Source organism: Mycoplana ramosa (genome assembly GCF_041930185.1).
GTDB classification, from domain to species: Bacteria; Pseudomonadota; Alphaproteobacteria; order Rhizobiales; family Rhizobiaceae; genus Mycoplana; species Mycoplana ramosa.
Genome location: NZ_JBHEEW010000004.1, coordinates 30,554 through 53,247, shown reverse-complemented (window position 1 = coordinate 53,247; position 22,694 = coordinate 30,554). Strand labels below are relative to the sequence as shown.

19 protein-coding genes and 1 tRNA gene are annotated in these 22,694 nt (G+C 64.2%); 5 read left to right on the top strand and 15 right to left on the bottom strand.

The features are described 5' to 3' along the window. Nucleotides 1–93: 93 nt before the first annotated feature. A complete protein-coding gene (locus tag JNC62_RS06315) occupies nucleotides 94–843 on the bottom strand; it encodes a cytochrome c biogenesis CcdA family protein (protein WP_374837036.1) in 750 nt (249 codons plus the stop codon). A gap of 276 nt (nucleotides 844–1,119) precedes the next feature. On the opposite strand from JNC62_RS06315, the gene JNC62_RS06310 reads away from it, so the two are divergent. Both JNC62_RS06310 and JNC62_RS06305 read left to right on the top strand, forming a co-directional pair. Next, nucleotides 1,120–1,195, top strand: a tRNA-Lys gene (locus JNC62_RS06310). Between the two features lie 55 nt (nucleotides 1,196–1,250). After that, on the top strand, nucleotides 1,251–2,030 hold the full coding sequence (locus tag JNC62_RS06305) for an NAD(P)H-dependent oxidoreductase (protein ID WP_374837034.1): 780 nt from the start codon (nucleotides 1,251–1,253) through the stop codon (nucleotides 2,028–2,030). Nucleotides 2,031–2,171: 141 nt separating this feature from the next. Here the strand turns inward: JNC62_RS06305 and JNC62_RS06300 are convergent, their stop codons facing one another. The 9 genes from JNC62_RS06300 to JNC62_RS06260 all read right to left on the bottom strand — a co-directional run bounded on the left by JNC62_RS06300 (nucleotide 2,172) and on the right by JNC62_RS06260 (nucleotide 15,273). Further along, a complete protein-coding gene (locus JNC62_RS06300) occupies nucleotides 2,172–3,146 on the bottom strand; it encodes an ABC transporter transmembrane domain-containing protein (RefSeq protein WP_374837032.1) in 975 nt (324 codons plus the stop codon). A 157-nt stretch (nucleotides 3,147–3,303) separates the two neighbouring features. Then, the gene (mgtA, locus tag JNC62_RS06295; RefSeq protein ID WP_374837031.1) at nucleotides 3,304–5,877 is read right to left on the bottom strand and encodes a magnesium-translocating P-type ATPase; all 2,574 of its coding nucleotides are present in this window, start codon (nucleotides 5,875–5,877) and stop codon (nucleotides 3,304–3,306) included. 578 nt (nucleotides 5,878–6,455) lie between these two features. Continuing rightward, on the bottom strand, nucleotides 6,456–9,998 hold the full coding sequence (locus JNC62_RS06290; RefSeq protein ID WP_374837029.1) for a beta strand repeat-containing protein: 3,543 nt from the start codon (nucleotides 9,996–9,998) through the stop codon (nucleotides 6,456–6,458). Nucleotides 9,999–10,860: 862 nt separating this feature from the next. Further along, a complete protein-coding gene (locus JNC62_RS06285) occupies nucleotides 10,861–11,388 on the bottom strand; it encodes a MerR family transcriptional regulator (RefSeq protein ID WP_310415759.1) in 528 nt (175 codons plus the stop codon). A gap of 126 nt (nucleotides 11,389–11,514) precedes the next feature. After that, the gene (locus JNC62_RS06280; RefSeq protein WP_374837027.1) at nucleotides 11,515–11,853 is read right to left on the bottom strand and encodes an integration host factor subunit alpha; all 339 of its coding nucleotides are present in this window, start codon (nucleotides 11,851–11,853) and stop codon (nucleotides 11,515–11,517) included. Nucleotides 11,854–11,958: 105 nt separating this feature from the next. Then, the gene (locus tag JNC62_RS06275) at nucleotides 11,959–12,930 is read right to left on the bottom strand and encodes a beta-ketoacyl-ACP synthase III (protein ID WP_374837025.1); all 972 of its coding nucleotides are present in this window, start codon (nucleotides 12,928–12,930) and stop codon (nucleotides 11,959–11,961) included. 8 nt (nucleotides 12,931–12,938) lie between these two features. Further along, nucleotides 12,939–13,997 (bottom strand): phosphate acyltransferase PlsX, encoded by a 1,059-nt coding sequence (gene plsX / locus JNC62_RS06270; protein WP_374837023.1) that lies wholly within the window; start codon nucleotides 13,995–13,997, stop codon nucleotides 12,939–12,941. 101 nt (nucleotides 13,998–14,098) lie between these two features. Beyond that, nucleotides 14,099–14,650 (bottom strand): YceD family protein, encoded by a 552-nt coding sequence (locus JNC62_RS06265; protein WP_374837021.1) that lies wholly within the window; start codon nucleotides 14,648–14,650, stop codon nucleotides 14,099–14,101. A gap of 26 nt (nucleotides 14,651–14,676) precedes the next feature. Beyond that, nucleotides 14,677–15,273: a ubiquinol-cytochrome C chaperone family protein gene (locus JNC62_RS06260; protein ID WP_374837019.1), complete on the bottom strand. Its 597-nt coding sequence runs from the start codon at nucleotides 15,271–15,273 to the stop codon at nucleotides 14,677–14,679. Nucleotides 15,274–15,345: 72 nt separating this feature from the next. Between JNC62_RS06260 and JNC62_RS06255 the strand changes: the two genes are divergently transcribed. Further along, nucleotides 15,346–15,849 (top strand): outer membrane protein assembly factor BamE, encoded by a 504-nt coding sequence (locus JNC62_RS06255; protein ID WP_374837018.1) that lies wholly within the window; start codon nucleotides 15,346–15,348, stop codon nucleotides 15,847–15,849. Between the two features lie 57 nt (nucleotides 15,850–15,906). On the opposite strand, the gene JNC62_RS06250 is transcribed toward JNC62_RS06255, so the two are convergent. The 4 genes from JNC62_RS06250 to ribH form a co-directional block, all read right to left on the bottom strand. Next, complete coding sequence (locus tag JNC62_RS06250; protein ID WP_374837016.1) at nucleotides 15,907–18,042, bottom strand: sodium-translocating pyrophosphatase; 2,136 nt, start codon at nucleotides 18,040–18,042, stop codon at nucleotides 15,907–15,909. A gap of 187 nt (nucleotides 18,043–18,229) precedes the next feature. After that, nucleotides 18,230–19,456 carry an MFS transporter gene (locus tag JNC62_RS06245; protein WP_374837014.1) on the bottom strand — a complete coding sequence of 409 codons (1,227 nt, stop codon included), beginning with the start codon at nucleotides 19,454–19,456 and terminating at the stop codon, nucleotides 18,230–18,232. A gap of 12 nt (nucleotides 19,457–19,468) precedes the next feature. Continuing rightward, nucleotides 19,469–19,948, bottom strand: a complete 480-nt coding sequence (gene nusB / locus JNC62_RS06240; protein WP_374837012.1) for a transcription antitermination factor NusB — start codon at nucleotides 19,946–19,948, stop codon at nucleotides 19,469–19,471. Beyond that, nucleotides 19,945–20,406: a 6,7-dimethyl-8-ribityllumazine synthase gene (gene ribH / locus JNC62_RS06235; RefSeq protein WP_374837010.1), complete on the bottom strand. Its 462-nt coding sequence runs from the start codon at nucleotides 20,404–20,406 to the stop codon at nucleotides 19,945–19,947. The genes nusB and ribH overlap by 4 nt, the downstream gene beginning before the upstream one ends. 217 nt (nucleotides 20,407–20,623) lie before the next feature. Here ribH and JNC62_RS06230 point away from each other — a divergent pair, with 217 nt between their 5' ends. Both JNC62_RS06230 and JNC62_RS06225 read left to right on the top strand, forming a co-directional pair. Continuing rightward, the gene (locus JNC62_RS06230; RefSeq protein WP_374837008.1) at nucleotides 20,624–21,127 is read left to right on the top strand and encodes a cupin domain-containing protein; all 504 of its coding nucleotides are present in this window, start codon (nucleotides 20,624–20,626) and stop codon (nucleotides 21,125–21,127) included. 54 nt (nucleotides 21,128–21,181) lie between these two features. Continuing rightward, nucleotides 21,182–21,694, top strand: a complete 513-nt coding sequence (locus JNC62_RS06225) for a GNAT family N-acetyltransferase (protein ID WP_374837006.1) — start codon at nucleotides 21,182–21,184, stop codon at nucleotides 21,692–21,694. Nucleotides 21,695–21,752: 58 nt separating this feature from the next. On the opposite strand, the gene JNC62_RS06220 is transcribed toward JNC62_RS06225, so the two are convergent. Next, complete coding sequence (locus JNC62_RS06220) at nucleotides 21,753–22,568, bottom strand: Hint domain-containing protein (RefSeq protein ID WP_374837004.1); 816 nt, start codon at nucleotides 22,566–22,568, stop codon at nucleotides 21,753–21,755. Between the last annotated feature and the right edge of the window lie 126 nt (nucleotides 22,569–22,694).

The following is a 22,694-nucleotide window of genomic DNA, read 5'->3' as shown; positions in this document are numbered from 1 at the left end:
CGAATCCCCGACGCTATTCTTCGTTCAGCGCCGGCTCTATCGCAACTTCGCCCGGCGCGAAACCGGCGCGATCGGAAATCGCGGGATCGGTGGTCAGCCGATTTGCGAAAGAATGGGGAAGGTCTGCTGGAACCAGATGGCGACCGAGCTGATGTAGCCGAACATGAACGCAAGTCCGGTCAACACGAGCAGCACGCCCATGACACGCTCCACCGTGCCCAAGTGCTTTCGAAAGCGCATCAGGAAGCGCATGAACGAGCCGGAAAATCCGGCGGCGATCCAGAACGGGACGGCAAGGCCCAGAGAATAGACGGCGAGCAGGATGGCCCCCTCGCCCACGGTGTCGCGCGCGGCCGCCACCCCAAGAATTGCCCCGAGGACCGGCCCGATGCACGGCGTCCAGCCGAAGGCGAACGCAAGGCCCATGACATAGGCCCCCGAAAGCGTGGCCGGCTTGCCGCCGCCCTGGAAGCGGGCCTCCCGGGCAAAGAAACCGATCCGCAGAATTCCGAGGAAGTGAAGCCCCATCAGGACAATGATGAGGCCACCGACCTGGGCGAGCACGTCCAGGTGCCGCCGCAGGACCATGCCGATCGTCGAGGCGCCGGCGCCAAGCGCGACGAACACCGTCGCAAAGCCGAGCGTAAAGAACAGCGCCGACAGAAGGATTGCCTTGCGCGCCCGGCCGTCGTCGGAGGCGACGGTGCCGCCGCGGAACTGCTCGACCGAAATGCCGGCCATGTAGCAGAGATAGGGTGGAACCAGCGGCAGCACGCAGGGCGAGAGGAAGGACAGCGTTCCGGCCAGAAGCGCGCTCAGGAGCGATATTTCAGCAATAGACAAGCAGTCACCCCGCAAACGACACGGCCCGCACGCCGTCAGGCACTCCGCGATTATCCCACCCGCCGGACGCCTCCGATATAAGGTCGGACATCCCGATCCACGGCCGGACAGACGCTGCTTCCATAACCGGCCAAGTGCTTGTGAGCCAATCACCTTTTGGCGACCGCGGCGAAATGCAGCAAAAGCCGCGGGCGAAGCGATTTTACGGGTTGACCGAAAAGAGCCGCCTGCTATATGTCCGCGCACTTCCGCGGGGCGCGCGCACCCCCCGCCTGGGAGCGCGTAGCTCAGCCGGTAGAGCAACTGACTTTTAATCAGTAGGTCCAGGGTTCGAATCCCTGCGCGCTCACCAAAGCCAAACGAATTCAATGCGTTGAATCGAAACGTCAGGCTGGACCCGAAGGCTGATGCCAGTTGTGCTCCATCCGGTCGGAAGCGATCGATGGCCCTCAAATGTCCGCCGCAATTTTTGCGGATCCCGGCGAGAAACACAATGCGACCCAGGGCGGGATCCGTTCTTCAAGCATGCTGGTTTTGCGGAGAATCAATGCGAGCTCCCTTTAATCCGCCTATATTTTCAAAAGAGATGGATGGACGGCCTAGGAATGCGGATCCTTGTAATCGATGGGCATCCCGACAGGAGTGAGCGGCACCTTTGCGGCGCCATCGCCGATGCCTATGTCGAGGGCGCGATCCGGGGCGGACATCTGGTACGCCGCATCGATCTCGCGGTATTCAACTTTCCCATGCTGCAATCGCAAAAGCAGTTCGAAAACCGGCAATACCCGGAAGAGCTTGGCATCGCCATCAACGATATCCAATGGTCACAACACCTGGTGTTCATCTTTCCGCTTTGGCTGGGAACCATGCCCGCCTTGCTGAAGGCCTTTCTCGAGCAGGTGATGCGGCCGGGCGTGGCTTTCGAGTATGCGGACGCCGGCACCGGCCTGAAGGCGCTGTTGAAGGGGCGTTCCGCCCGTATCATCGTCACGATGGGCATGCCGGCGATCCTGTATCGCCTCTGGTTTCTCAACCATGGCATTGCAACGCTTCGACGCGGAATCCTGCACATGGCGGGTATCCGGCCTGTGCGCCAATCCCTTTTCGGCGGGGTGGAAGGGGTGAGCGACGCAAAGCGGAAGCAATGGATCGCAAAAGTGAGGCGATATGGCGAAATGGCGAGGTAGATCTGCGCCATGAGGACGCAGAACCTTTCAATCCTTCACGTCGCACCGACGCCCTACCCCATCAGCCAGCGGCGATCATGGTGAAGCCGTCGTCGCCCGGGCTGATGTCAACCTGCGGATCGCCGGGTCGCCTTGGGGTGCTCATTCGCCGATCCATGCCACGATCATTTGATACTGCACCTTTGTTTGCGAATAGCTTCGGTAGAAATCGAGCAGGTCGCCGATGGGGTCTGACAGGCGTTGAAATCCGGAGATGAAGGCCACCACCGTTCCGATCGTCGTCTCGCCCTTGATCACCAGGTAGCCGCCGACGATCAGAACCGACAGAGAGCCGAACGAGTTGGCGATATTGAGCAGCGCCTTCAAGCCAAACTTCAGAAGATAAAGTTCGATCCGGTTCCTGAAGATCGTCCTTGTCGTCCGCAACGCCGCATGGAGCATGTCGATCTGGCTTGAAGAATGATCGACGGCCTGATCGCCAAGCTTGCGCACCAGCATGATCTGCCGTTCGACCAGTTTGTTCAGGCTCTTCTGCAAGTATCTGGCGACAACGAACTGAGGGACCAGAGCGCCGGCGCTGAATAGGGCAATCACCGGCTCCATGTAGGCTATGTATGTGAAGACGACGATCGTCATGCTGACATTGACGACAAATTCCGAGATACTGGTGCCCACGAACCCGCCGACCGAATCGATCTCGTTGCCGATCACGTTGGCTGTCTGTCCACCGGCCTCGCTGGGTCGCCCGCGTCTGTGGGATGCCACTTCGGCCAGTTGATCGCGCGCCGTCTTGGTCGCGCTTTCTCCGACCCAGCCCTGATAGATCATCAACACGAATTTCAGGCTCGAATAGGTGACCAGGACCGCCAGGTAGAAACTGCCCAGGACGGCCAGCTTTCTGATGTCCTTGTGGCCAACCGCATCGTCAATAATGCGCCGCTGCAATTCAATCGGGACGAAGTTCAAAAGGGAAACACCGAGGGCAACCGCACCGACGTAGAACTGATGGAAACCGCTGGCGCTCCAGACGAAATTTCGAAGCGTGCTGCGCGGGCGGATTGGCTCCCAGGATTTCATCGGCTCGATGCGGCTTGCCACCGTCTTGAGAACGTTCATCGAAGGCCCCTTCCGATCCCCTCGCCGGCGCGACCGCTCTTCAAAGATCTATCTGCCCCGCTTGTCTCGAACGCCTTGTCTGGAACGAGACATGCCGGATGGTAGCGGCCTGGTCTTGCACAAATTGCGCGCTCTGCGTTGTGCACGGTTCCGAAACTCACGACGCGTTGCGCCATGCCTTTCTATGTCGCGAAAGAAACCAATGCTTCGCCTGCTCGGCCAGCAACAGGTACAACGCCGTCACCGCCGCGAGCGTGAGCAGGACGTCGAGTGGAAGGGGAACGAAGCCGAACCAGGCGGCAAGCGGTGTATACGGCAGGGAGACCGCCAGGGCCACGATTCCGAGCGAGCAGGCGGCCAGCAGCGGATGCGGCCGGCTCCGCCAAGGTCGCGCCCGTGTCCGGATCACGAAGATCACCAGCACCTGCGTCATCATCGACTCGACGAACCAGCTCGCATGGAACAATGCTTCGCCCGCCTGGAAGACCCACAGCAGCAGACCGAAGGTGAAGAAATCGAACAGGGAACTGACCGGCCCGAGCACCAGCATGAAATCGCGAACGAAATCCATGTCCCAGTGGCGCGGGCGGGCGATCATCGTCTCGTCGACGCGGTCGAACGGGATGGCGATTTCCGAGGTGTCGTAGAGCAGGTTGTTGAGCAGGATCTGCACCGGCGACATCGGCAGGAAGGGCAGGATCACGACCGCGCCCGCCATGGAGAACATGTTGCCGAAATTCGAGCTCGTACCCATCATCACGTATTTCATGATGTTGGCGAACGTCCGCCGTCCCTCGCGCACCCCCTCCACCAGCACTTTGAGATCATGCTTCAGGAGGATCAGCGCGGCCGCGTCCTTGGCAACGTCGACCGCTCCATCGACCGACAGGCCGACGTCGGCCGCCTGGAGCGACGGCGCGTCGTTGATGCCGTCGCCGAGATAGCCGACGACGTGCCCACGGCGGCGCAGGGCACGGATGATCCGCGCCTTCTGGGGCGGCGTAACGCGGCAGAAGAGGGTCGTTGCAGGAAGGCGGGCGAAGAGCGCCTCGTCGCTCAGGTTCGCGAGTTCCGGCCCGTTGAGGATGCCTTCGATCGCAATGCCTAGCACCGAGCACACATGCCGCGTCACCCGTTCGTTGTCACCGGTGATGATCTTCACCGACACGCCGAGATCGGCCAGTGCCGTCAGCGCCGCGCGTGCGCTGTCCTTCGGCGGATCGAGGAAGGCCGCGAAGCCGGCAAAGGTCAGCTCGCGTTCGTCCGTGGCGCCGGCATGGTCCCGCTGCGGCTCGACCTCGCGCCAGGCAACGCCAAGGAGGCGGAAACCTTCGTCCCCAAGGCGATCGAGGGTGGCCAGAGCCCTGGCACGGGCGCCGTCGTCGAGGGGCCGGACGGCCTCGCTTTCGGCCAGCCGGTAGCTCGACGCATGCGCGAGCACGTCTTCGGGCGCACCCTTGACGATCAGGAATCGGCGACCATCGCGCTCGGCAAGGATCGAGACGCGCCGCCGCTCGAAGTCGAACGGCACCTCGTCGATCTTCCGCCAGGTGGTGATGTCGATCGGTGCCGCCGCGATGATGGCCTCGTCGAGGGGGCTCTTCAGCCCGGTCTCGAAGGCGGCGTTGACATAGGCCCACTGAAACACGTCTTTGCTCTCGCCGCCGTCGAGGTCGACCTCGCGCACAAGCTTGATGCGGGCTTCGGTGAGCGTGCCGGTCTTGTCGCTGCACAGGATGTCCATGCTGCCGAGATCATGAATGGCGGAAAGGCGCTTCACGATCACTTGCTCGCGCGACATGCGAACGGCACCGCGCGCAAGGGTCACCGAAATGACCATCGGCAGGAGCTCGGGCGTCAGACCGACGGCAAGGGCCATGGCAAACAGGAAGGATTCGAGCAGCGGCCGGTCGAGAAGCAGGTTGACCAGCAGGACGAACAGGACAAGAAGCACCGTAAGCCGGACGATCAGCATGCCGAAGCTGCGGATGCCGAGCGTGAACGCCGTCGCGGGCGGCTCCTTGCGCAGCGCGCCAGCGATATCGCCGATCCGCGTGGCGCGCCCGGTCGCCACGACCAGCGCCCGCGCCGTCCCGCTGACCACGGAGCACCCCATGAACACCCCGTTGGCCGGGGTCGATGTGTCCTCCGCCGCCGGTGCGTCGCTGGCGTCCTTCTCGACCGGATATGGCTCCCCCGTCAGCAACGCCTCGTTGACGAACAAATCCTCCGATCGGAGAAGCCGGCAGTCCGCCGGAATGAGGTTGCCGGCGGATAGCAGCACCACATCACCGGGCACCAGCGCGGCCGCAGGCAAATCCTGGGGGCGCCCCTCGCGCAGGACCGCCACGCTCAGCGCCACGCGCTGGCGCAGCGCCTCGGCGGCCGTCTCTGCGCGTTGTTCCTGCACGTAGTCGATGAGCACCGACAGGATGACGATCGCCCCGATAATGAACACGCTCGCCTGCTCGTGCGTAAGCGCGGCGATCGATGCGGCGAACAGCAGGATCAGCACAAGCGGGTTGGTGAAGCGCTTCAGCAGGCCGACAACGAGACGCTGGCGGGCCGGTTCTTCGAGGAGGTTCGGCCCCTGCGCCGCAAGCCGAGTCGCGGCTTCCGCCGTGTTGAGCCCATCGGGTCGGGTCCGCAGGTCGGCATAGACCTGGTCCAACGGCCGGCGCCACATGTGGGAGTCGACATCTCGTCCCTCCTTGCGGTCTGCGGCGTCCATGAACCCGCCTCCGTTTGCGTCCCCGCGACCTCCTGCAACTGAGGCAGCATATCATCAATCGGGGCGACCGCCATGGAAGTGTGTCCAGGCGATGTCTACACCGAGATGCGCAGGCAAGCCGGATTCCAGCCCGGAACCGCGGTTCCTTGACGGACAGGAACTAAAAAAAACGGTTTCAACTGGTCCGAAGCTGCAGGGGAAGCACGATGCTCCAGGGGAAACCCAAGGAGGAATGGCATTGCCTCGGCCGCTCACGCCATGAGCGATGCGGGTTGGCGACCAAGCGCCTGGACAGGATTTTCCGTCGCCGCCTGAGGCGGAAGGCCTTCGCCGGAACCGTTATCAGGACTTGCGGATGTCACAACGGCGAGACCGACCTCATCACTGGCTGGCAATCGAGCCTGCCGGTGCTCGGCGCTCTCCGCGGCGTCATGCGTCATTTTTTTGATTTTGCGCTTGCCCCGATGCGACGGTGGCAAAATGCGCGCGGCCCGACAGGGCGCGCACGCCCTTGGTGACCCCAAGGCCTTCGAAAGGTTGCCCCCGGCGCGCCGTTTGGCGCCGGGGGCAATTGTCGCTTAGATGATGAAGAAATCGTCCGCCGTAAGGCCGAGGTTCTTCGTCAGGGTGGCGAAATGGACCGCCGCCCCCTTGCCGTTGCCGTCCGCATCGTAGAACAGCTTGCCGGTGTCCGTCTCGTAGATGATGCGGTCGTCCTTGTCGGTCGCAAGCCCGCTGGTGTTCTTGGTGAACGCAGCCGCCGAAAGCTTGCCCACCTTGGTCAGCGCGGTGAACACACCATTCTCCAAGTGGATCGTGTCATCCGTCACCGAGAAGTCGGTGATGGTGTCGATGTTGCTCGAAGCCGGCTTCGAGTTGAACAGGAACACGTCCTTGCCGGCGCCGCCGGTGAGCGTGTCCTTGCCAAGGCCGCCATTGAGCGTGTCGTTGCCAAGACCGCCGTTGAGCCTGTCGTCGCCCGCACCGCCGTCCAGCACGTTTGCGCCGCTGTTGCCGGTGATGATGTTGGCGAGTGCGTTGCCGGTCCCCTTCAACGTCCCGCTGCCGGTGAGGACCAGGTTTTCGAGGTTCGCGCCCAGCGTCAGCGAGACGCTGGACTGGACGGTGTCGATCCCCCCGTTCGCCGCCTCGACGATCGTGTCGCCGCCGTCGGTGATGTAGGTATCGTTGCCGGCGCCGCCGACGAGCCGATCCGCACCGCCGCCGCCGTTCAGCGTGTTCGCGCCGCCGTTGCCGGTGATGACGTTGGCGAGCCCGTTGCCGGTCCCGTTCAGCGCACTGCCGGTCAGGACGAGGTTTTCGAGGTTCGCGCCGAGCGTCAGCGAGACGCTGGACTGGACGGTGTCGATCCCCCCATTGGCCGCCTCGACGATCGTGTCGCCGCCGTCGGTGATGTAGGTATCGTTGCCGCCGAGGCCGACGAGCCGATCCGCCCCACCGCCGCCGTTGAGCACGTTGGCAGCGTCGTTGCCGGTCAGCACGTTGGCCCCGCTGTTGCCGGTGGCGTTGATCGCGTCCGAGCCCAAGAGGGTCAGGTTCTCGATTCCGGCGTAGGCGGCGAGGCTCCGGCTGATGGTCGAGGTGATCGTGTCGACCCCCGTCGTGTCGACGACGACGTCGTCGCCCGCCTCCAGCTCGTAGGTGTCGTCGCCGTCACCGCCCACGAGGACGTCGAGACCAGCCCCGCCCCTGAGGATGTCGTTGCCGGTGCCACCCTTGAGGATGTCGTCGCCCTCGCCGCCGTCGAGAACATCGTTCCCGCCCCTGGCGTCGATGATGTCGTCGCCCTTGCCGCCCGAGAAGGTCTCGTTGGCATTGGTGCCGCGCAGCAGATCGTCGCCATCGGTGCCGTCATTCGTGCCGTTGACGGTGATCGTGAGCGTGGCCGTGGTGGTGCCGCCCGCATTGTCGTCGACCAGGTAGGTAAAGACGTCGACGCCGCTCTGGCCGGCGGCCAGCGTTTCGGCGTTGTCGGCAACGTAGGTGTAGTTGCCATCGGCGTCCAAAGTCAGCGTGCCATAGCGGCCGGCGATGGCGATCCCGGCGGCAACGGTGCCGGAAGCGCCAGAGACACTGGTGACCTTGAGCACATCACCGTCGGCGTCGGTGTCGTTGGCGGTCACGTTGCCGGAAACTTCCGCGTATTCGACGACCGCGTCCGCGTCGTTCACCGCGACGGGAACATGCAGAACGTCGGTGACGGGATCGGTGGCATCGCTGATGACCTCCTCCTCGGTGCCTTGCCCGTCCGTGTATTTGACGATCACGGAGATCACCGCACCGACGTCGGCCTGTGTCAGCCGGTAGGTCTCGTCGGTCGCCCCGTCGATGTCCTCCCCGTCGCGCTGCCACTGGTAGGTGACGCCGGCAGGGTCAAGGCCGTCCTCGTCCGTCAGCGCGCTGATGTCCGCCGTCAGCACGCCGTCTTCTGCCGCGTCGCCGCTGATCGTCACGCCGCCCGAAGGCAGGTCGTTGACGTTGGCGATGGCCGGCGTCGGCGCACTGGTGACGCTCTCCTGCGTGCCCAGACCGTCGGTGTAGCTGACGACCACGGTGATCTTCGCGCCGACGTCGGCCTGGCCAAGCGTGTAGCTCGCGTCGGTCGCGTCAGCGATCGGATTCCCGTCGCGCATCCACTGGTAGGTGAACTCAGCATTATCGAGGCCGTCCTCGTCCGCCAGCGCGCTGATGTCCGCCGTCAGCACGCCGTCTTCCTTCGCCTCGCCGCTGATCGTCACGCCGCCGACCGGATCGTCGTTGTCGGCGGCAAACTCGATCGTCTGCGTCACCTCATGCGCGCCGCCGTTGCCGTCGCTGACGGTGTAGGTCAGCGTCACGACGCCGTTGAAGTTTGCAACCGGCGTCACCGTGTAGCCATCGCCGTCCTCGTTGAGGGTGACCGTCGCGCCGTTATTGGCGGCGATCGCCGTGATCGACAGCTCGTCGCCGTCCACATCGCTGAGCCCCGACAGCAGGTCCGCCGTGCTGACGGCGTAGTCGGTGTCCTCAACGCCGCCTTCAAGTTCCGCATCCGGCGTGCCCGACGGATCGTCGTTGACCGCGGCAAACTCGATCGTCTGCGTCACCTCATGCGCGCCGCCGTTGCCGTCGCTGACGGTGTAGGTCAGCGTCACGACGCCGTTGAAGTTTGCGGCCGGCGTCACCGTGTAGCCGTCGCCGGCCTCGTTGAGGGTGACCTCCGCGCCGTTGTTGGCGGCGATCGCCGTGATCGACAGCTCGTCGCCGTCCACATCGCTGAGCCCCGACAGCAGGTCCGCCGTGCTGACGGCGTAGTCGGTGTCCTCAACGCCGCCCTCAAGTTCCGCGTCCGGCGTGCCCGACGGATCGTCGTTGACCGCGGCAAACTCGATCGTCTGCGTCACCTCATGCGCGCCGCCGTTGCCGTCGCTGACGGTGTAGGTCAGCGTCACGACGCCGTTGAAGTTTGCGGCCGGCGTCACCGTGTAGCCGTCGCCGGCCTCGTTGAGGGTGACCTCCGCGCCGTTGTTGGCGGCGATCGCCGTGATCGACAGCTCGTCGCCGTCCACATCGCTGAGCCCAGACAGCAGGTCCGCCGTGCTGACTTCGTAATCGGTGTCCTCAACGCCGCCCTCAAGTTCCGCGTCCGGCGTGCCCGACGGCGACGTGTTGTTGACCGCATCCGCGATGTCAAGGATATCGGTTCCATAGCCGAAATTCAGGTGCTCGACGTCGGTGACTTCGTCGGTACCTTCCGGCGAGCCCGAACGATTGTCCTTTATCCTGTAGACGCCGGGGCGGATCTCGGTGATGCTGTAGTCAGCCCAATTTCCTTCATAACCCGCTGTGTCTTGCCCATCGCCGCCGTCGATGGCATCGTCGCCTTCCTCGCCGAACAGCTCGTCGTTGTCGTCCTCGCCGTAGAGCGAGTCATTTCCAGCGCCGCCAATAATGTAGTCTTCACCGGCGCCGCCGCTGACGGTGTCGTTGCCGTCGCCGCCGTGGAGCGTGTCGAAACCGGCCAGACCGTGAATGATGTCGTCGCCGGCCCGTCCGTCGATCGTGTCGTTGCCGTCCGTGCCGGTGAGGGTGTCGTCGCCTAGCGTTCCAATAATGGTCATTTCAAATCTCCCGTCCATATCTGTTGATTGCCGCCGTCAGGACGCGGGCGAGCCGCGCCGGCTCGCCGCCGCCGTCCAGAGGCGCGTTCATGTGTTTTGATTAATCTGCGCTGTCCGGCGCGGGGTTGGCCCGCGCGGTCCGCTTTTCGTTGGTCACTGGTTTGCCCCTGCTCCCCGCCTCCGTGCAGACGATCGCCGGTCGCGGTGCCCGGGCCGATCCTGCCGGCCGGGCACCCGCTCGTGTCGCTGCGAAGTCCTCTCCGCCGGCCATCCGGCGGCGCTCAGGGAGAGTGGTAACAGGCAAAAAGACGGGTCCGCCTCACCCATTTGGGTGAGGTTGGTAAATAAATTTTGTGGACTGCACCGCTTTCGAGGGATGCGCGGGGTATTCGTTAACCTTGAGCTGCCGCCGCGCCGCCGCGGGGGCGGACCCGCAGGCGGACGCGATAAGCCGGACCGGTTTCGCGCCGACGTCGAGGGGACGGTGCACGCGGTGCACCGCCGGGTGATGCCGAGGAACGGACCGGCGCGGCCGCCCTTCACCCCCAGGGCGCCTGGGCGGCCGGCACGGGCCGGCCAATCGGGCGGCGCGCGGCCGAACCGTCCGGCCAGAGGCGTCGCGTCTTCCGGAAGGAATGCGCCAGGCGGAAGGACTGTTATTGCGCTGGGGTGCCGTATGCGGTGGCCGTGCGGCGGCTGGGACGCACGGGGGCTCGCATCGGAAATGCGCTGGCGGGGCGCGGCTCGCCCGATCCGCCACCCGCGCATCAGGCCGACGGCCGTGAGCGGCGTTCGCCGATTGTTGCTCCGACCCCGCTTCCCCTTCGGGCGGCTGTAGTCGCCGTCGGCCGCCTTTTCGGCGTCAACGCACCTGGTCGAGCAGGCGCTTGCACTCCAAGAGGTCGTAGAGCGCTTCCTGCAGCAGCGCCCGGTCTTCCTTGCCGACGCTGCTCTTGCCGATCGAGACCTCCGGCGCATCGTCGCTGCCGCCGACGAAGGAGAAGAAGCGGCGGCTGGCGGGCGCCTTGGCGCGGCCGACGATCTGGTCGTCGTCGGCGGTTTTCGGCGCGGCCGGCTCATCCTGGCTTGCGGCGGCCAGCGCCTCGACGGTCGCCAGATCGCCGCTGGCGATCGCCGCGACGAACTTGTTGCCGTTGTTTTTCAGAAGTTTCTGGACGCCCTTGATCGTGTAGCCGTGATCATAGAGCAGATGGCGGATGCCCTTGAGCAACTCGACGTCGTCGGGGCGATAATAGCGCCGTCCGCCGCCGCGCTTCATCGGCTTGATCTGCGAAAACCGCGTCTCCCAGAACCGCAGCACATGCTGGGGCAGGTCAAGGTCGTCGGCCACTTCGCTGATGGTGCGGAAGGCGTCGGGGCTCTTTTCCATCGGTACACCTCACCGAATGACGGGGTCGACTCGCACGCCGGAACTCCAGCAAACGAATCGTTGCATTTCAGCGGGTTGCGCCTGCTTTTTCAAGCGAAGAATTTGCGGCATCCAAGGCCGCGACGATCATGGCGCCGAGGATTGCTGCTTCTGCTTGGCCTTGCGCGCCGTGTGGGCCTTGAGAACCCGCTGCTTGAGCACGTTCGACGCCTTGAAGGTCATGACGCGCCGGGGCGAGATCGGAACCTCCTCCCCGGTCTTGGGGTTGCGGCCGATGCGCTCGTTCTTGTTGCGCACCTGGAAGGTCGCAAAGGAGGACAGCTTCACGCTTTCGCCACGCACGATAGCGTTGCAAATCTCGTCGATGACGGTTTCGACCAGTTCCGCCGATTCGGTTCTGGAAAGGCCGACCTTACGAAAAACTGACTCGGCCAAATCTGCGCGTGTCACGGTTTTGCCGCTCATCTTCTCCCACCGTTTCTTATTGAAAGCGTTTGCTTATCAGGCAAGACTATTTCTCTTGCCCGCGCCGGTCAAGCGCCGTTGGAACCCGGTGGCGGTCGATTTCGGCTACCAGCGCAACAGCACCGCCCCCCAGGTGAACCCGCCGCCCATCGCCTCCAGCAGCACCAGGTCGCCCCGCTTGATGCGACCATCGCTTGCAGCCGCGGCCAAAGCGAGCGGGATCGACGCCGCCGAGGTGTTGCCGTGCAGATCGACGGTGACGACGACCTTCTCCAGCGGAATGCCGAGTTTTCTCGCCGACCCGTCGATGATGCGGCGATTGGCCTGGTGCGGCACCATCCAGTCGAGATCGTCGACCGAAAGCCCGGTCGCATCAAAGGCGGCGACGATCACGTCGGTGATCATGCCGACGGCATGCTTGAAGACCTCGCGGCCCTCCATCCGCAGGTGGCCCACCGTGCCGGTGGTGGAGGGACCGCCGTCGACATAGAGCTTGTCCTTGTGGGCGCCGTCGGAGCGCAGTTGCGCCGTGAGCACGCCGCGGTCGGCGACCGTCCCCTCGCCCTGCTGCCCCTCGAGCACGATGGCGCCGGCGCCGTCGCCAAACAGCACGCAGGTCGTGCGATCGGTCCAGTCGAGGATGCGCGAGAAGGTTTCGGCGCCGATCACCAGCACCCGCCGCGCCAGCCCGCCGCGGATATAGGCGTCCGCCGTGGTGACGGCGTAGACGAAGCCGGAGCAGACCGCCTGCACGTCGAACGCAAAACCGTGGTGCATGCCGAGCCGGTTCTGGATGTTGACGGCGGTCGCCGGAAAGGTGTTGTCGGGCGTCGACGTCGCGACGATGATGAGGTCGATGTCGTCGGCGGTCAGGCCGGCGTTGTCCAAGGCCGCACGCGCGGCCGCTTCGCCGAGCGAAGCCGTCGTTTCCCCTTCGCCGGCGATGTAGCGCTGGCGGATGCCGGTCCGTTGCACGATCCATTCGTCGGACGTGTCGACCATGCTTTCGAGCTCACGATTTGTGAGCACCCGCTTCGGGAGCGCCGTCCCGAACCCGCGAACCACTGAACGGATCATCTGTCTTCCTATATCCCGTCGCTCATGCTGCTGGCCGCGCCTTCGACGGGTCGGTCCGCATGATATCTCTTGAGGTCGTTCTCGATCTTTTCCTTCAGCCCGTTGCGGGCCATGTCGTAGCCGACATCAACCGCCGCGGCAAAGCCTTCCGCATCCGTCCCGCCGTGGCTCTTGATGACGATGCCGTTCAGACCGAGAAACACCCCGCCGTTGACCTTGCGCGGATCCATCTTCTCGCGCAGCCGGTCGAAGGCACTCTTGGCCAAAATGTAGCCGAGCTTTGCCAGCCAGGTGCGCGTCATGGCCGCGCGCAGGTATTCCGCGATCTGCCGGGCCGTGCCTTCCGCCGACTTCAGCGCGATATTGCCGGCGAAGCCTTCCGTCACGACCACGTCGACGGTGCCACGGCCGATATCGTCGCCTTCGACGAAGCCATAGTAGTCGATCGTGTCAAAATTGGCCTCGCGGATCAGCTGGCCGGCGGCCTTGACCTCTTCCTGACCCTTGATTTCCTCGACACCGACATTGAGCAGGCCGAGCGTCGGGCGATCGATCTCGAACAGCGCGCGCGCCATGGCGCCGCCCATCAGCGCGAAGTCGAACAGTTGGTTGGCGTCCGCGCCGATCGTCGCCCCGATGTCGAGCACGATGCTCTCGCCCCGCAGCGTCGGCCAGATGCCGGCGATAGCCGGGCGCTCGATATTGGCCATCATGCGCAGGCAGAATTTCGCCATGGCCATCAGCGCGCCGGTGTTGCCGGCCGAGACGGCGACGTCGGCCTCCCCCTTCGCGACCGCGTCCAGCGCCATCCACATGGAGGACTTGCCGCGGCCGCGCCGCAGCGCCTGGCTCGGCTTCTCATCCATCCCGATGGCGAGCTCGCAGTGGGTGAAGGTGCTGGCGTCTTTGACCTTGGGGTATTGCTCAAGCAACAGCCGGCATTGTTCTTCGATGCCGAACAGGCAAAAACGAATGTCGGGGTGACGTTCGAGTGCCTTGGCTATGCCAGGGATAACGACCTGCGGGCCGATATCGCCACCCATGACATCAACGGAAATTCTGACCACGCGAGTCTTGTCCTTTTCTCCAGCCCCCTGGGCGGAATTGCGGTCAAAATACCGCTTTTCGTCCGGGTGACAACCGAATTATCCGGGCCGTGGATGCCCATTCAGTCCTTTTTCCAGTCTTTCAAGACTGCAAACGGAGACGGCCTTTCGCTATCTTCATCGGTATGTTCGACGTGACCGGGAAACACGACGCCCGCCTTGCGCGGATAGGGATCGATCGCCAGCGCCGCGAATTCGGCAGCGACGACACCGACGTCGATCGTGTCCCCCTGAAAGACCTCCGGGCTGTCGGGCCCGTCCGGATCGAGCAGCATTTCGCCGCCCTCGACAACGGGGTGGAGGGCCAGCTTCGAGCCCTCGGGAACGAACACGGCATCGATCGGCTCATCGATCTGCGATTCCACCGGCTCCAGCGTCACCACGCAGGATTGGACGATGTCGGCCCTTACCCGGCCCTTCACCCGAACGCCGTCCTTCTTCCAGCGCTGGACTTGCAGGTCGGCAGAAAAAGACCGGACCTCGCGAATGTCCCACTGGCGCGCGAGCGCGCGGCACTCGTTCGCATCGGCGGCAATCTTCACCTCGACCGGATTGGCTGAGATGTGTCCGACCTTCACGGGATAGGAAAATGGTGTCTCTTCGTCGTGCTTCATGGTGCTTCCTCGGTGACCTGCACCGGTCAGTCTGGGCCCGCGGCTGGCAGTTGCGCGGTTCCGGTCTCGATAGTCAGTTCGTCCAGTGCCGCCAGGTGCGCTTCGGCGGCGAAGAAATAGCGGGCGAGTCCCTGCATATCAGGCGCCTCGTCCCCCGCATCGGGGTGAATATTGCGCCGCAACGCCTGCGCAAGAGCGTCACGGTCGCCGGCACCGAGAGCGGCCGCATAGGACTCCAGTCGCCCGTAGAAGCGGCCGGCGAGCTTCTTCATCCGTTTCGGCACGCCGACGTCGCTGATGCCCAGTTCGCGGATCGAGTGATCGACGTCCTGGAAGAACGCGTCGACGATCTGCTGGGCGATTTCCTGCCCCGACGCGGAGGCGCGCGTTCGGCGGAAATACAGGATCAACACGCCCGACAGCATCTCGAAGCGCCCCATCACCGTGTCGGGAACGTCAAGGCTCTCATAGAGAAAAGGCTGGCGAGCGGCGGCCGTCAGGTGGGCGTACTGGCGTTCGACGATCCGCTGGTTGCCGTTTTTTTTCCTGAACAGGCCGAAAATCATCATAACGCCCAGTTTTGGCTGATTGAAGGAGAGCGAGCCGCCGGTGTCGTGTTGCATGACAGCCGAAGCTGGTTTACCGAAGCATGCACGAATTGCAATGGCTCGCCGGCCATCTTAGCCTCAAGGGGATTGTCGTTGAAGAGATGCTATTTCAGGACTGACATGATTTTTCTGCGCAACGCCACGATTGCCCTCGCCCTTTCCACCAGCGTCCTTGCCGGCTGCCAGACGGGTGAAGTCCTCAACCAGGGCTACATCGTCGATGAACAGACCCTGGCGCTTGCACCTGTCGGCTCGTCCCGGGAGCAGGTGCTGCTCTCGCTCGGAACACCTTCGACGACAGCCACCTTTGACAGCGAGGTCTTCTATTACATCTCGCAGAAGCGCGCGCGTCCGGTCGCCTTCATGAAACCGAAGATCATCGAGCAGAGCATCCTCGCCGTCTATTTCAACAAAGATGGCAACGTCGACCGGCTGGCGAACTATGCGCTGCAGGACGGCGTGCCGTTCGACATGATCTCGCGCACGACGCCGACCGGCGGCGTGGAAACCACCTTCCTCGGCCAGCTGCTGAAGGGCGGCGGTGACCCGAATGCGGCCATCCGCAACGCACTCGGCGCACAGCAACAATAACCGGCGCGAAAAAACCGCGAGGCGCGCCTCGCGGTTTTTTCTTTGCGCACAGACTGCCTAAGCCAGCGCGGCCAGCAACAGCAGCGCCACGATGTTGGTGATCTTGATCGCCGGGTTGACGGCGGGTCCGGCCGTGTCCTTGTAGGGATCGCCAACGGTATCACCGGTAACGGAGGCCTTGTGGGCCTCCGAGCCCTTCATGTGACGCTGACCGTCCTTGTCGACGAAGCCATCCTCGAAGCTCTTCTTCGCATTGTCCCAGGCGCCACCGCCGGAGGTCATGGAAATCGCGACGAACAGCCCGTTGACGATGACGCCGAGCAGCGAGGCACCCAGCGCGGCAAAGGCGGAGGCCTTGGAGCCGGAGATCAGCAGCACGCCGAAGTAGACGACCAGCGGCGCCAGCACCGGCAGCAGCGACGGCACGATCATCTCGCGGATCGCCGCCTTGGTCAAAAGGTCGACGGCGCGACCGTAGTTCGGCTTGTCCGTGCCCGCCATGATGCCTGGCTTTTCCTTGAACTGCCTGCGCACCTCCTCGACGATCGAACCGGCAGCGCGGCCGACCGCCGTCATCGCGATGCCGCCGAAAAGATACGGAATCAGACCGCCGAAGATCAGACCCGCCACGACGTAGGGGTTGGAGAGATCGAAGGAGATCTCGCCGATGCCGGCGAAGTAGGGATACTTGTCGCCGTTGGCGGCAAAGTAGGACAGGTCGTTGGAGTAGGCGGCGAACAGCACCAGCGCGCCGAGACCCGCAGAGCCGATTGCATAGCCCTTGGTCACGGCCTTGGTGGTGTTGCCGACCGCGTCGAGCGCATCGGTGGACTTGCGCACCTCCGGCGGCAGGTGGGACATCTCGGCAATGCCGCCGGCATTGTCGGTGACCGGACCGAAGGCGTCGAGCGCCACGATCATGCCGGCAAGGCCGAGCATGGCGGTTACGGCGATCCCCGTGCCGAAGAGGCCGGCCAACTGGTAGGTGGCGATGATGCCGCCGACGATGACGATCGCCGGCAGCGCCGTCGATTCCAGCGAAACCGCGAGCCCCTGGATGACGTTCGTGCCGTGGCCGGTGACGGAGGCTTGGGCGATCGAGTTGACCGGGCGCTTGTTCGTGCCGGTGTAGTACTCGGTTATGACGACGATGAGCGCCGTCACCACCAGCCCCAGCAGACCGCAGATGAACAGGTTGGTACCGGTCACATCCATGCCGGCGACCGTGCCGATCGAGCCCCAGCCGACGGTGAGCGACGTCGCTGCGCCGATACCCAGGACCGACAGCAGGCCGGTGACGATCAGCCCCTTGTAAAGCGCCCCCATGATCGAGTTGTTGGTGCCCAGCTTGACGAAGAAGGTGCCGATGATCGAGGTGATGACGCAGGCCGCGCAGATGGCGAGCGGATAGATCATCGCCGTCGCCAGGATCGGCGTGCCGCCGAAGAAGATCGCCGCGAGCACCATCGTCGCCACGACCGACACCGCATAGGTCTCGAACAGGTCGGCCGCCATGCCGGCGCAGTCGCCGACATTGTCGCCGACGTTGTCGGCGATCGTGGCCGGGTTGCGCGGATCGTCCTCGGGGATGCCGGCCTCGACCTTGCCGACGAGGTCGCCGCCGACATCCGCACCCTTGGTGAAGATGCCACCGCCGAGACGGGCGAAGATCGAGATGAGGGAGGCACCGAAGCCGAGGGCGACGAGCGAGTCGATGACGTCGCGCGAGGCGGGATCGTGGCCGAGCACCTGGGTCAGGATCAGGTAGTAGATGGAGACGCCGAGCAGCGCGAGGCCTGCGACCAGCATGCCGGTGATCGCGCCCGACTTGAAGGCGATCTCCAGACCCGACGCCAGGCTGACCGAGGCCGCCTGGGCCGTGCGGACGTTGGCGCGAACGGAGACGTGCATGCCGATGAAGCCGGCTGCACCGGAGAGAACGGCGCCGATCAGAAACCCGATGGCGGCGGTCGAGGACAGAAGAAGCCAGGCGGCAATGAAGACGACCACACCGACGACTGCAATGGTCTTGTACTGGCGGGTCAGATAGGCCTGCGCCCCTTCCCGGATATAGCCTGCAATTTCCTGCATGCGGGCGTTCCCCTGGTCGGCGGCAAGCACCGACCGTGTCGCCCAGATGGCATAAGCCACCGAGAGCAACCCGCATGCGATAACGCCCAATAAAATGGTCATTTCGCTATTTCCTCCTGTGAAGCCGCGTTCCGTTCCGCTGCGGCCATAAAAAACGCCAGCGGCCCGCTTGCCTCCTCACAATGCGGGCAGTTGACGACGTGGAGAGAGTGCAAGGGCGAATCGCCTGCGTCAAGACGCCGCGACAGGCCGCAAATGGCCGGAAGAGCTTATTTTTGCGGCAGGCGGGTCAACGCCGCCGGTTTCGCTCGCGGTAGGCCAACGCCAGGACGAGGGCGAGGCTCAGTCCCGCGACGGGCCAGAAGACGAGGTTGATCGTCTGCCAACCATAGGCGTTGAACACCTTGCCCGACGAGAACGAGGCAAGGGCGACTGTGCCAAAGAGCACGATGTCATGAAAACCCTGGACCTTGTCGGCCTCGTGCGGCCGGTAGCTCGAAGCGACGATCGCCGTGGAGCCGATGAACCCGAAGTTCCAGCCGACGCCCAGCAGTATGAGCGCGCCCCAGAAGTTCCAAAGCTCTATCCCGGCGTGGGCGATGGCGGCACAGGCCATCAGCACCAGCAGCCCGGCGGCGACCACCTTCTCCGTGCCGAAGCGCTGGATCAGCATGCCGGTGAAGAAACTCGGACCGAACATCGCAAGCACGTGCCACTGGATTCCGAGGGTGGCGAGGTCCTGCGAAAAGCCGCAGCCGATCACCATGGCGAGCGGCGCGCCCGTCATCATGAAGGTCATCAGCGCATAGCTCGATATGCCGCAGATCATGCCCGTCAGGAACCGCTGGCTCAGAACGATTTCGGCAAGCGGGCGGGTGGGCTCGGCATGCTGCCCGGCTCTTGCCGAAGACGTGTCCGGCAGCCGCAGCAGCAAAAACAGGATGATCGCCGTGAGCGACAGCGGCACCATGGCGACGAAGGCGCCGGCAAAAAGGACGGGCTCGAACAGGTCCTTGGTCAGGATCACGAGCTGCGGGCCAAGCACGGCGGAAATCACGCCGCCGGCAAGGATCCAGGAAATCGCCCGTGGCTTGTAGAACGAGGGCGAGGCGTCGGCGGCAGCAAAGCGAATCTTCTGGGCGAACCCGGAGGATATGCCGATCAGCAGGAAGCCCGCCGCCATCATCCAGAAATCCGAGCGGAACAGCGCAATCGCCGCCATCAGTCCGCCCATGGCGGAAATCACGGCGCCGGCGACGAAGCCGTAAGCGCGCCCCAGCAGGCGCGCCAGTATGGCGACCAGGACCGCCCCAAGCGAAACGCCGATGTTGAAGCCGGTCAGCGGCGCGGTGGCCAGCGACTTGTCCTCGCCAAGCAGCTCGTAGCCGGCGATGCCGCCGATGGAGAAGACGATCGGCCCGGCGGAAGCAAGGATCGCCTGCGCCATGGTCAGCAGAAAGACGTTGCGACGTGCGGACGAGAGTTCGCGTTCCAAGCCGTCTGCCACCACCGTCATTGCGTCACCCGGTCACCTTGCTTCGCCGCGCACCTGACGGGCGATGCGGTCCAGGACGGCATTGACGAGCTTCGGCTCCTCGTCCTCGAAGAAGGCCTTGGCGATCTCGACATATTCCGTGACGATGACAGCGACCGGAACGTCCTTGCGCTCCAGCATCTCGAAAGTTCCGGCGCGCAGAATGGCGCGGACGGTGGTGTCCAGGCGCGACAACGCCCAGTCGTCCTGAAGCGCGGCGCCGATCAGGGGGTCGAGCTTGCGCTGATCGCGCACGACGCCGGAGACGACCGAGCGGAACCAGGATGCGTCGGCCTTGAGATAGGTGTCGCCGTCGAGTTCCTGGCCAAGCCGATGCGCCTCGTACTCGGCGACGATCTCCAGCACGCCGGCGCCACCGACGTCCATCTGGTACAGTGCCTGTACGGCGGCGAGACGGGCCGCACCGCGCTGGTTTGCCTGCTTTACCGGCTGGTCCGATCTTCCCTTGGTCACGATTCGCCGCCCAGCCTCTTCTTCAGCTTGATCATGGTGAGCGCCGCACGTGCGGCAAAACCGCCCTTGTCGCCTTCCGAGCGGCGGGCGCGCGCCCAGGCCTGCGCCTCGTTTTCCACCGTCAGGATGCCATTGCCGATCGGCATGCTCTCGCTGACGGTCAGATCCATGATAGCGCGGCAGGATTCGTTGGCAACGATGTCAAAATGGTACGTTTCGCCGCGGATGACCATGCCGAGCGCAACGAAACCATCATACTCGGTTCCGCCATAGTCCATGCCGTCGAGCGCCATCGAGATCGCCGCCGGGATTTCCAGGGCACCGGGCACCGTCACGACATCGTAGGTCGCGCCCGCTTCATCGAGCGCGGTCTTGGCGCCATCGAGCAGCGCGTCGGACATGTCGTCATAGAAGCGCGCCTCGACGATGAGAAGATGAGGGGTTTCAGCATTTGCCATGGGTCACCCGAACGTTGTGAGAGGAGGCACGCGGATCGTCGCGGCAGAGGCCGCGGTCAAACCACGACGGGGCGACGAAGGCAAGGGGATTCGGACATTTTCGCTCAATTCCGGTGCGTCGCCCGCTTTCCGCCGCGGTCGCAGCACTGGATATCTGCGTCGTTCCCTGCATACTTGACGCAGGCATGAAGTCACAACCACGCGAAGGAAGCGGGCCATGGCCGAAGACCTAAAGCCAGTCGTCAATCCGAGATCGCTGCAACTCGACCACTGGACGCGGGGAGACTTCTTCGAATCGCGCGACGCCTCCTTCGGCACACTGTTGGGCTTGAAGAACCTCGGCATCGGCTATGGCGAGGTGCCGCCGGGCAAGTCCGGCTGCCCGTTCCACAATCACCACGTCGAAGAGGAGCTCTTCATCATCCTCGAAGGAACCGGCACCTATCGGTTCGGCAAGGAGCGGTTTCCGGTCGGCCCCGGCGACGTGCTCGGCGCGCCCGCCGGCGGCCCGGAAACGGCGCACCACCTGATCAACACCGGCGCGGTGCCGCTCAAATATCTGTCGATCTCGACGATGGCCGCGACGGAGATCTGCCAATACCCGGACTCCGGCAAGTTCCTGGCCAAGACGCGCCCGGAGGCCGGCGGCCCCGCGCAATTCCGATTTGTCGGACGGGCGGACGACGCTGTGGACTACTGGGACGGCGAACCGGGCGCCTGAGCGTCAGCACGACGTCCGGGACGGAAACCAACGCGGCATTTGAAGGATCCGAGCATGCCAATTCCCACCCTCGAAACCGAGCGCCTGATCCTTCGCGGCCATCGCCTGGCGGATTTCGACGATTGCGTCGCATTGAGCAGGGACGAGGAAGTGATGCGGTTCATAACCGGCGCTCCGGCGACGCGACAGGAGACCTGGGTGCGCATGATGCGCTGGACCGGCATGTGGCACCTTCTCGGCTTCGGCTTTCTTGTCATCGAGGAAAAGCAGACCGGCCGCTTCATCGGGGAAGCCGGCTTCCAGGAAATGCGCCGGGATATGGAACCCTCGATTGAAGGCACGTTGGAGGCCGGCTGGGTCCTGCACCCCGAAGCCCAGGGGCGCGGCTACGCGACCGAGGCGCTCAAGGCCCTGATTGGCTGGAGCGATGACCGCTTTCCCGGTAAAACGCTGTCCTGCATCATCCACCCCGACAATGCCGCATCGCTGCGCCTTGCAGGAAAGCTCGGTTTTCGCGAGACGGCACGCACATTCTGCAAAGGGGATGTCGTCGTGCTGCTGCGATAAAAGACGCCGCCGAGGCGATCGGCGGCGGTCAGATGGCGCACATTCGCTCGAGCGGATGTCAGCCGGCAAGCTCCCTGGCACGGGCAGACAGCCGCGTCTGCGCTTCCATGATCGGGTCGTGCGGTGGTGCAAATGGCCGCGTCACGAGCAACAGCAGCGCCTTGACGTGATCGCGCCCGCGATTGTGGGCGGTCGGCGCAAAGGAAGCCATCGCACGCGCTGCCGCCGGAACGGCACGCTCGAACTCGGCGAAATTCGCAAACCCCTCATGATTGCCTGCCGCGGGCAGGAAGGTCTCGGCGGCCGCACCCTCGGCCAGGACCACTTCATGGCTGTCGAGCAGGATGTGGAAATATTCGATCGTTTCACATCCCGGCGGCACGGCGGGTGCGATCGATGCGCCATTGACGAGATCCTTCGCCCGGATGAGCAGGCCATCCACATACAGCGCGTGATAGGGCGAGACGTAGAGATCCGTATGGGGGGCCCCTTCGCCGAGCGCGTGGCGCGCAATGCGGATCGGCATGACGTCGTCCGTCCAGGCAAACCCGGCGCGCGTGTAGACCTGGCGACCGACCCATCGGATTGCCATCGCCTTGCCGCCGACGGTCTCGACCAGATCGCCCACGCAAAGCTCCTCGACGCGAATCTCGCCCTTCGTGGTCAGGATCGCGGTGCCGCGCAGAAAACAACGGGATCCGCCGTGGGGCCGCTTTCCCCAATTGACACCCCAGGCCCGCGCTTTGGATGCGGGCAGCAACGCCGAGGCCAACAGGCCTACCGCTGCGATTTTTGCGCCGGCCGCCCCGACTGCGCCAAGGAAATGGCGTCTGGCCCGATTCAGCTGGGAAGGCTTTTCGTTGCCTGATGTCATCGCTCTCTCCTGCCGTCGTTGGACGATCCGCTGTGTCGCTTTCGGAACATACTCCCAGCGATCCTGCATCAAGTGCGCCGGTGTGGGAATATGCACCTTCGACCGCTGCCGTGGCGTAGGCGACCT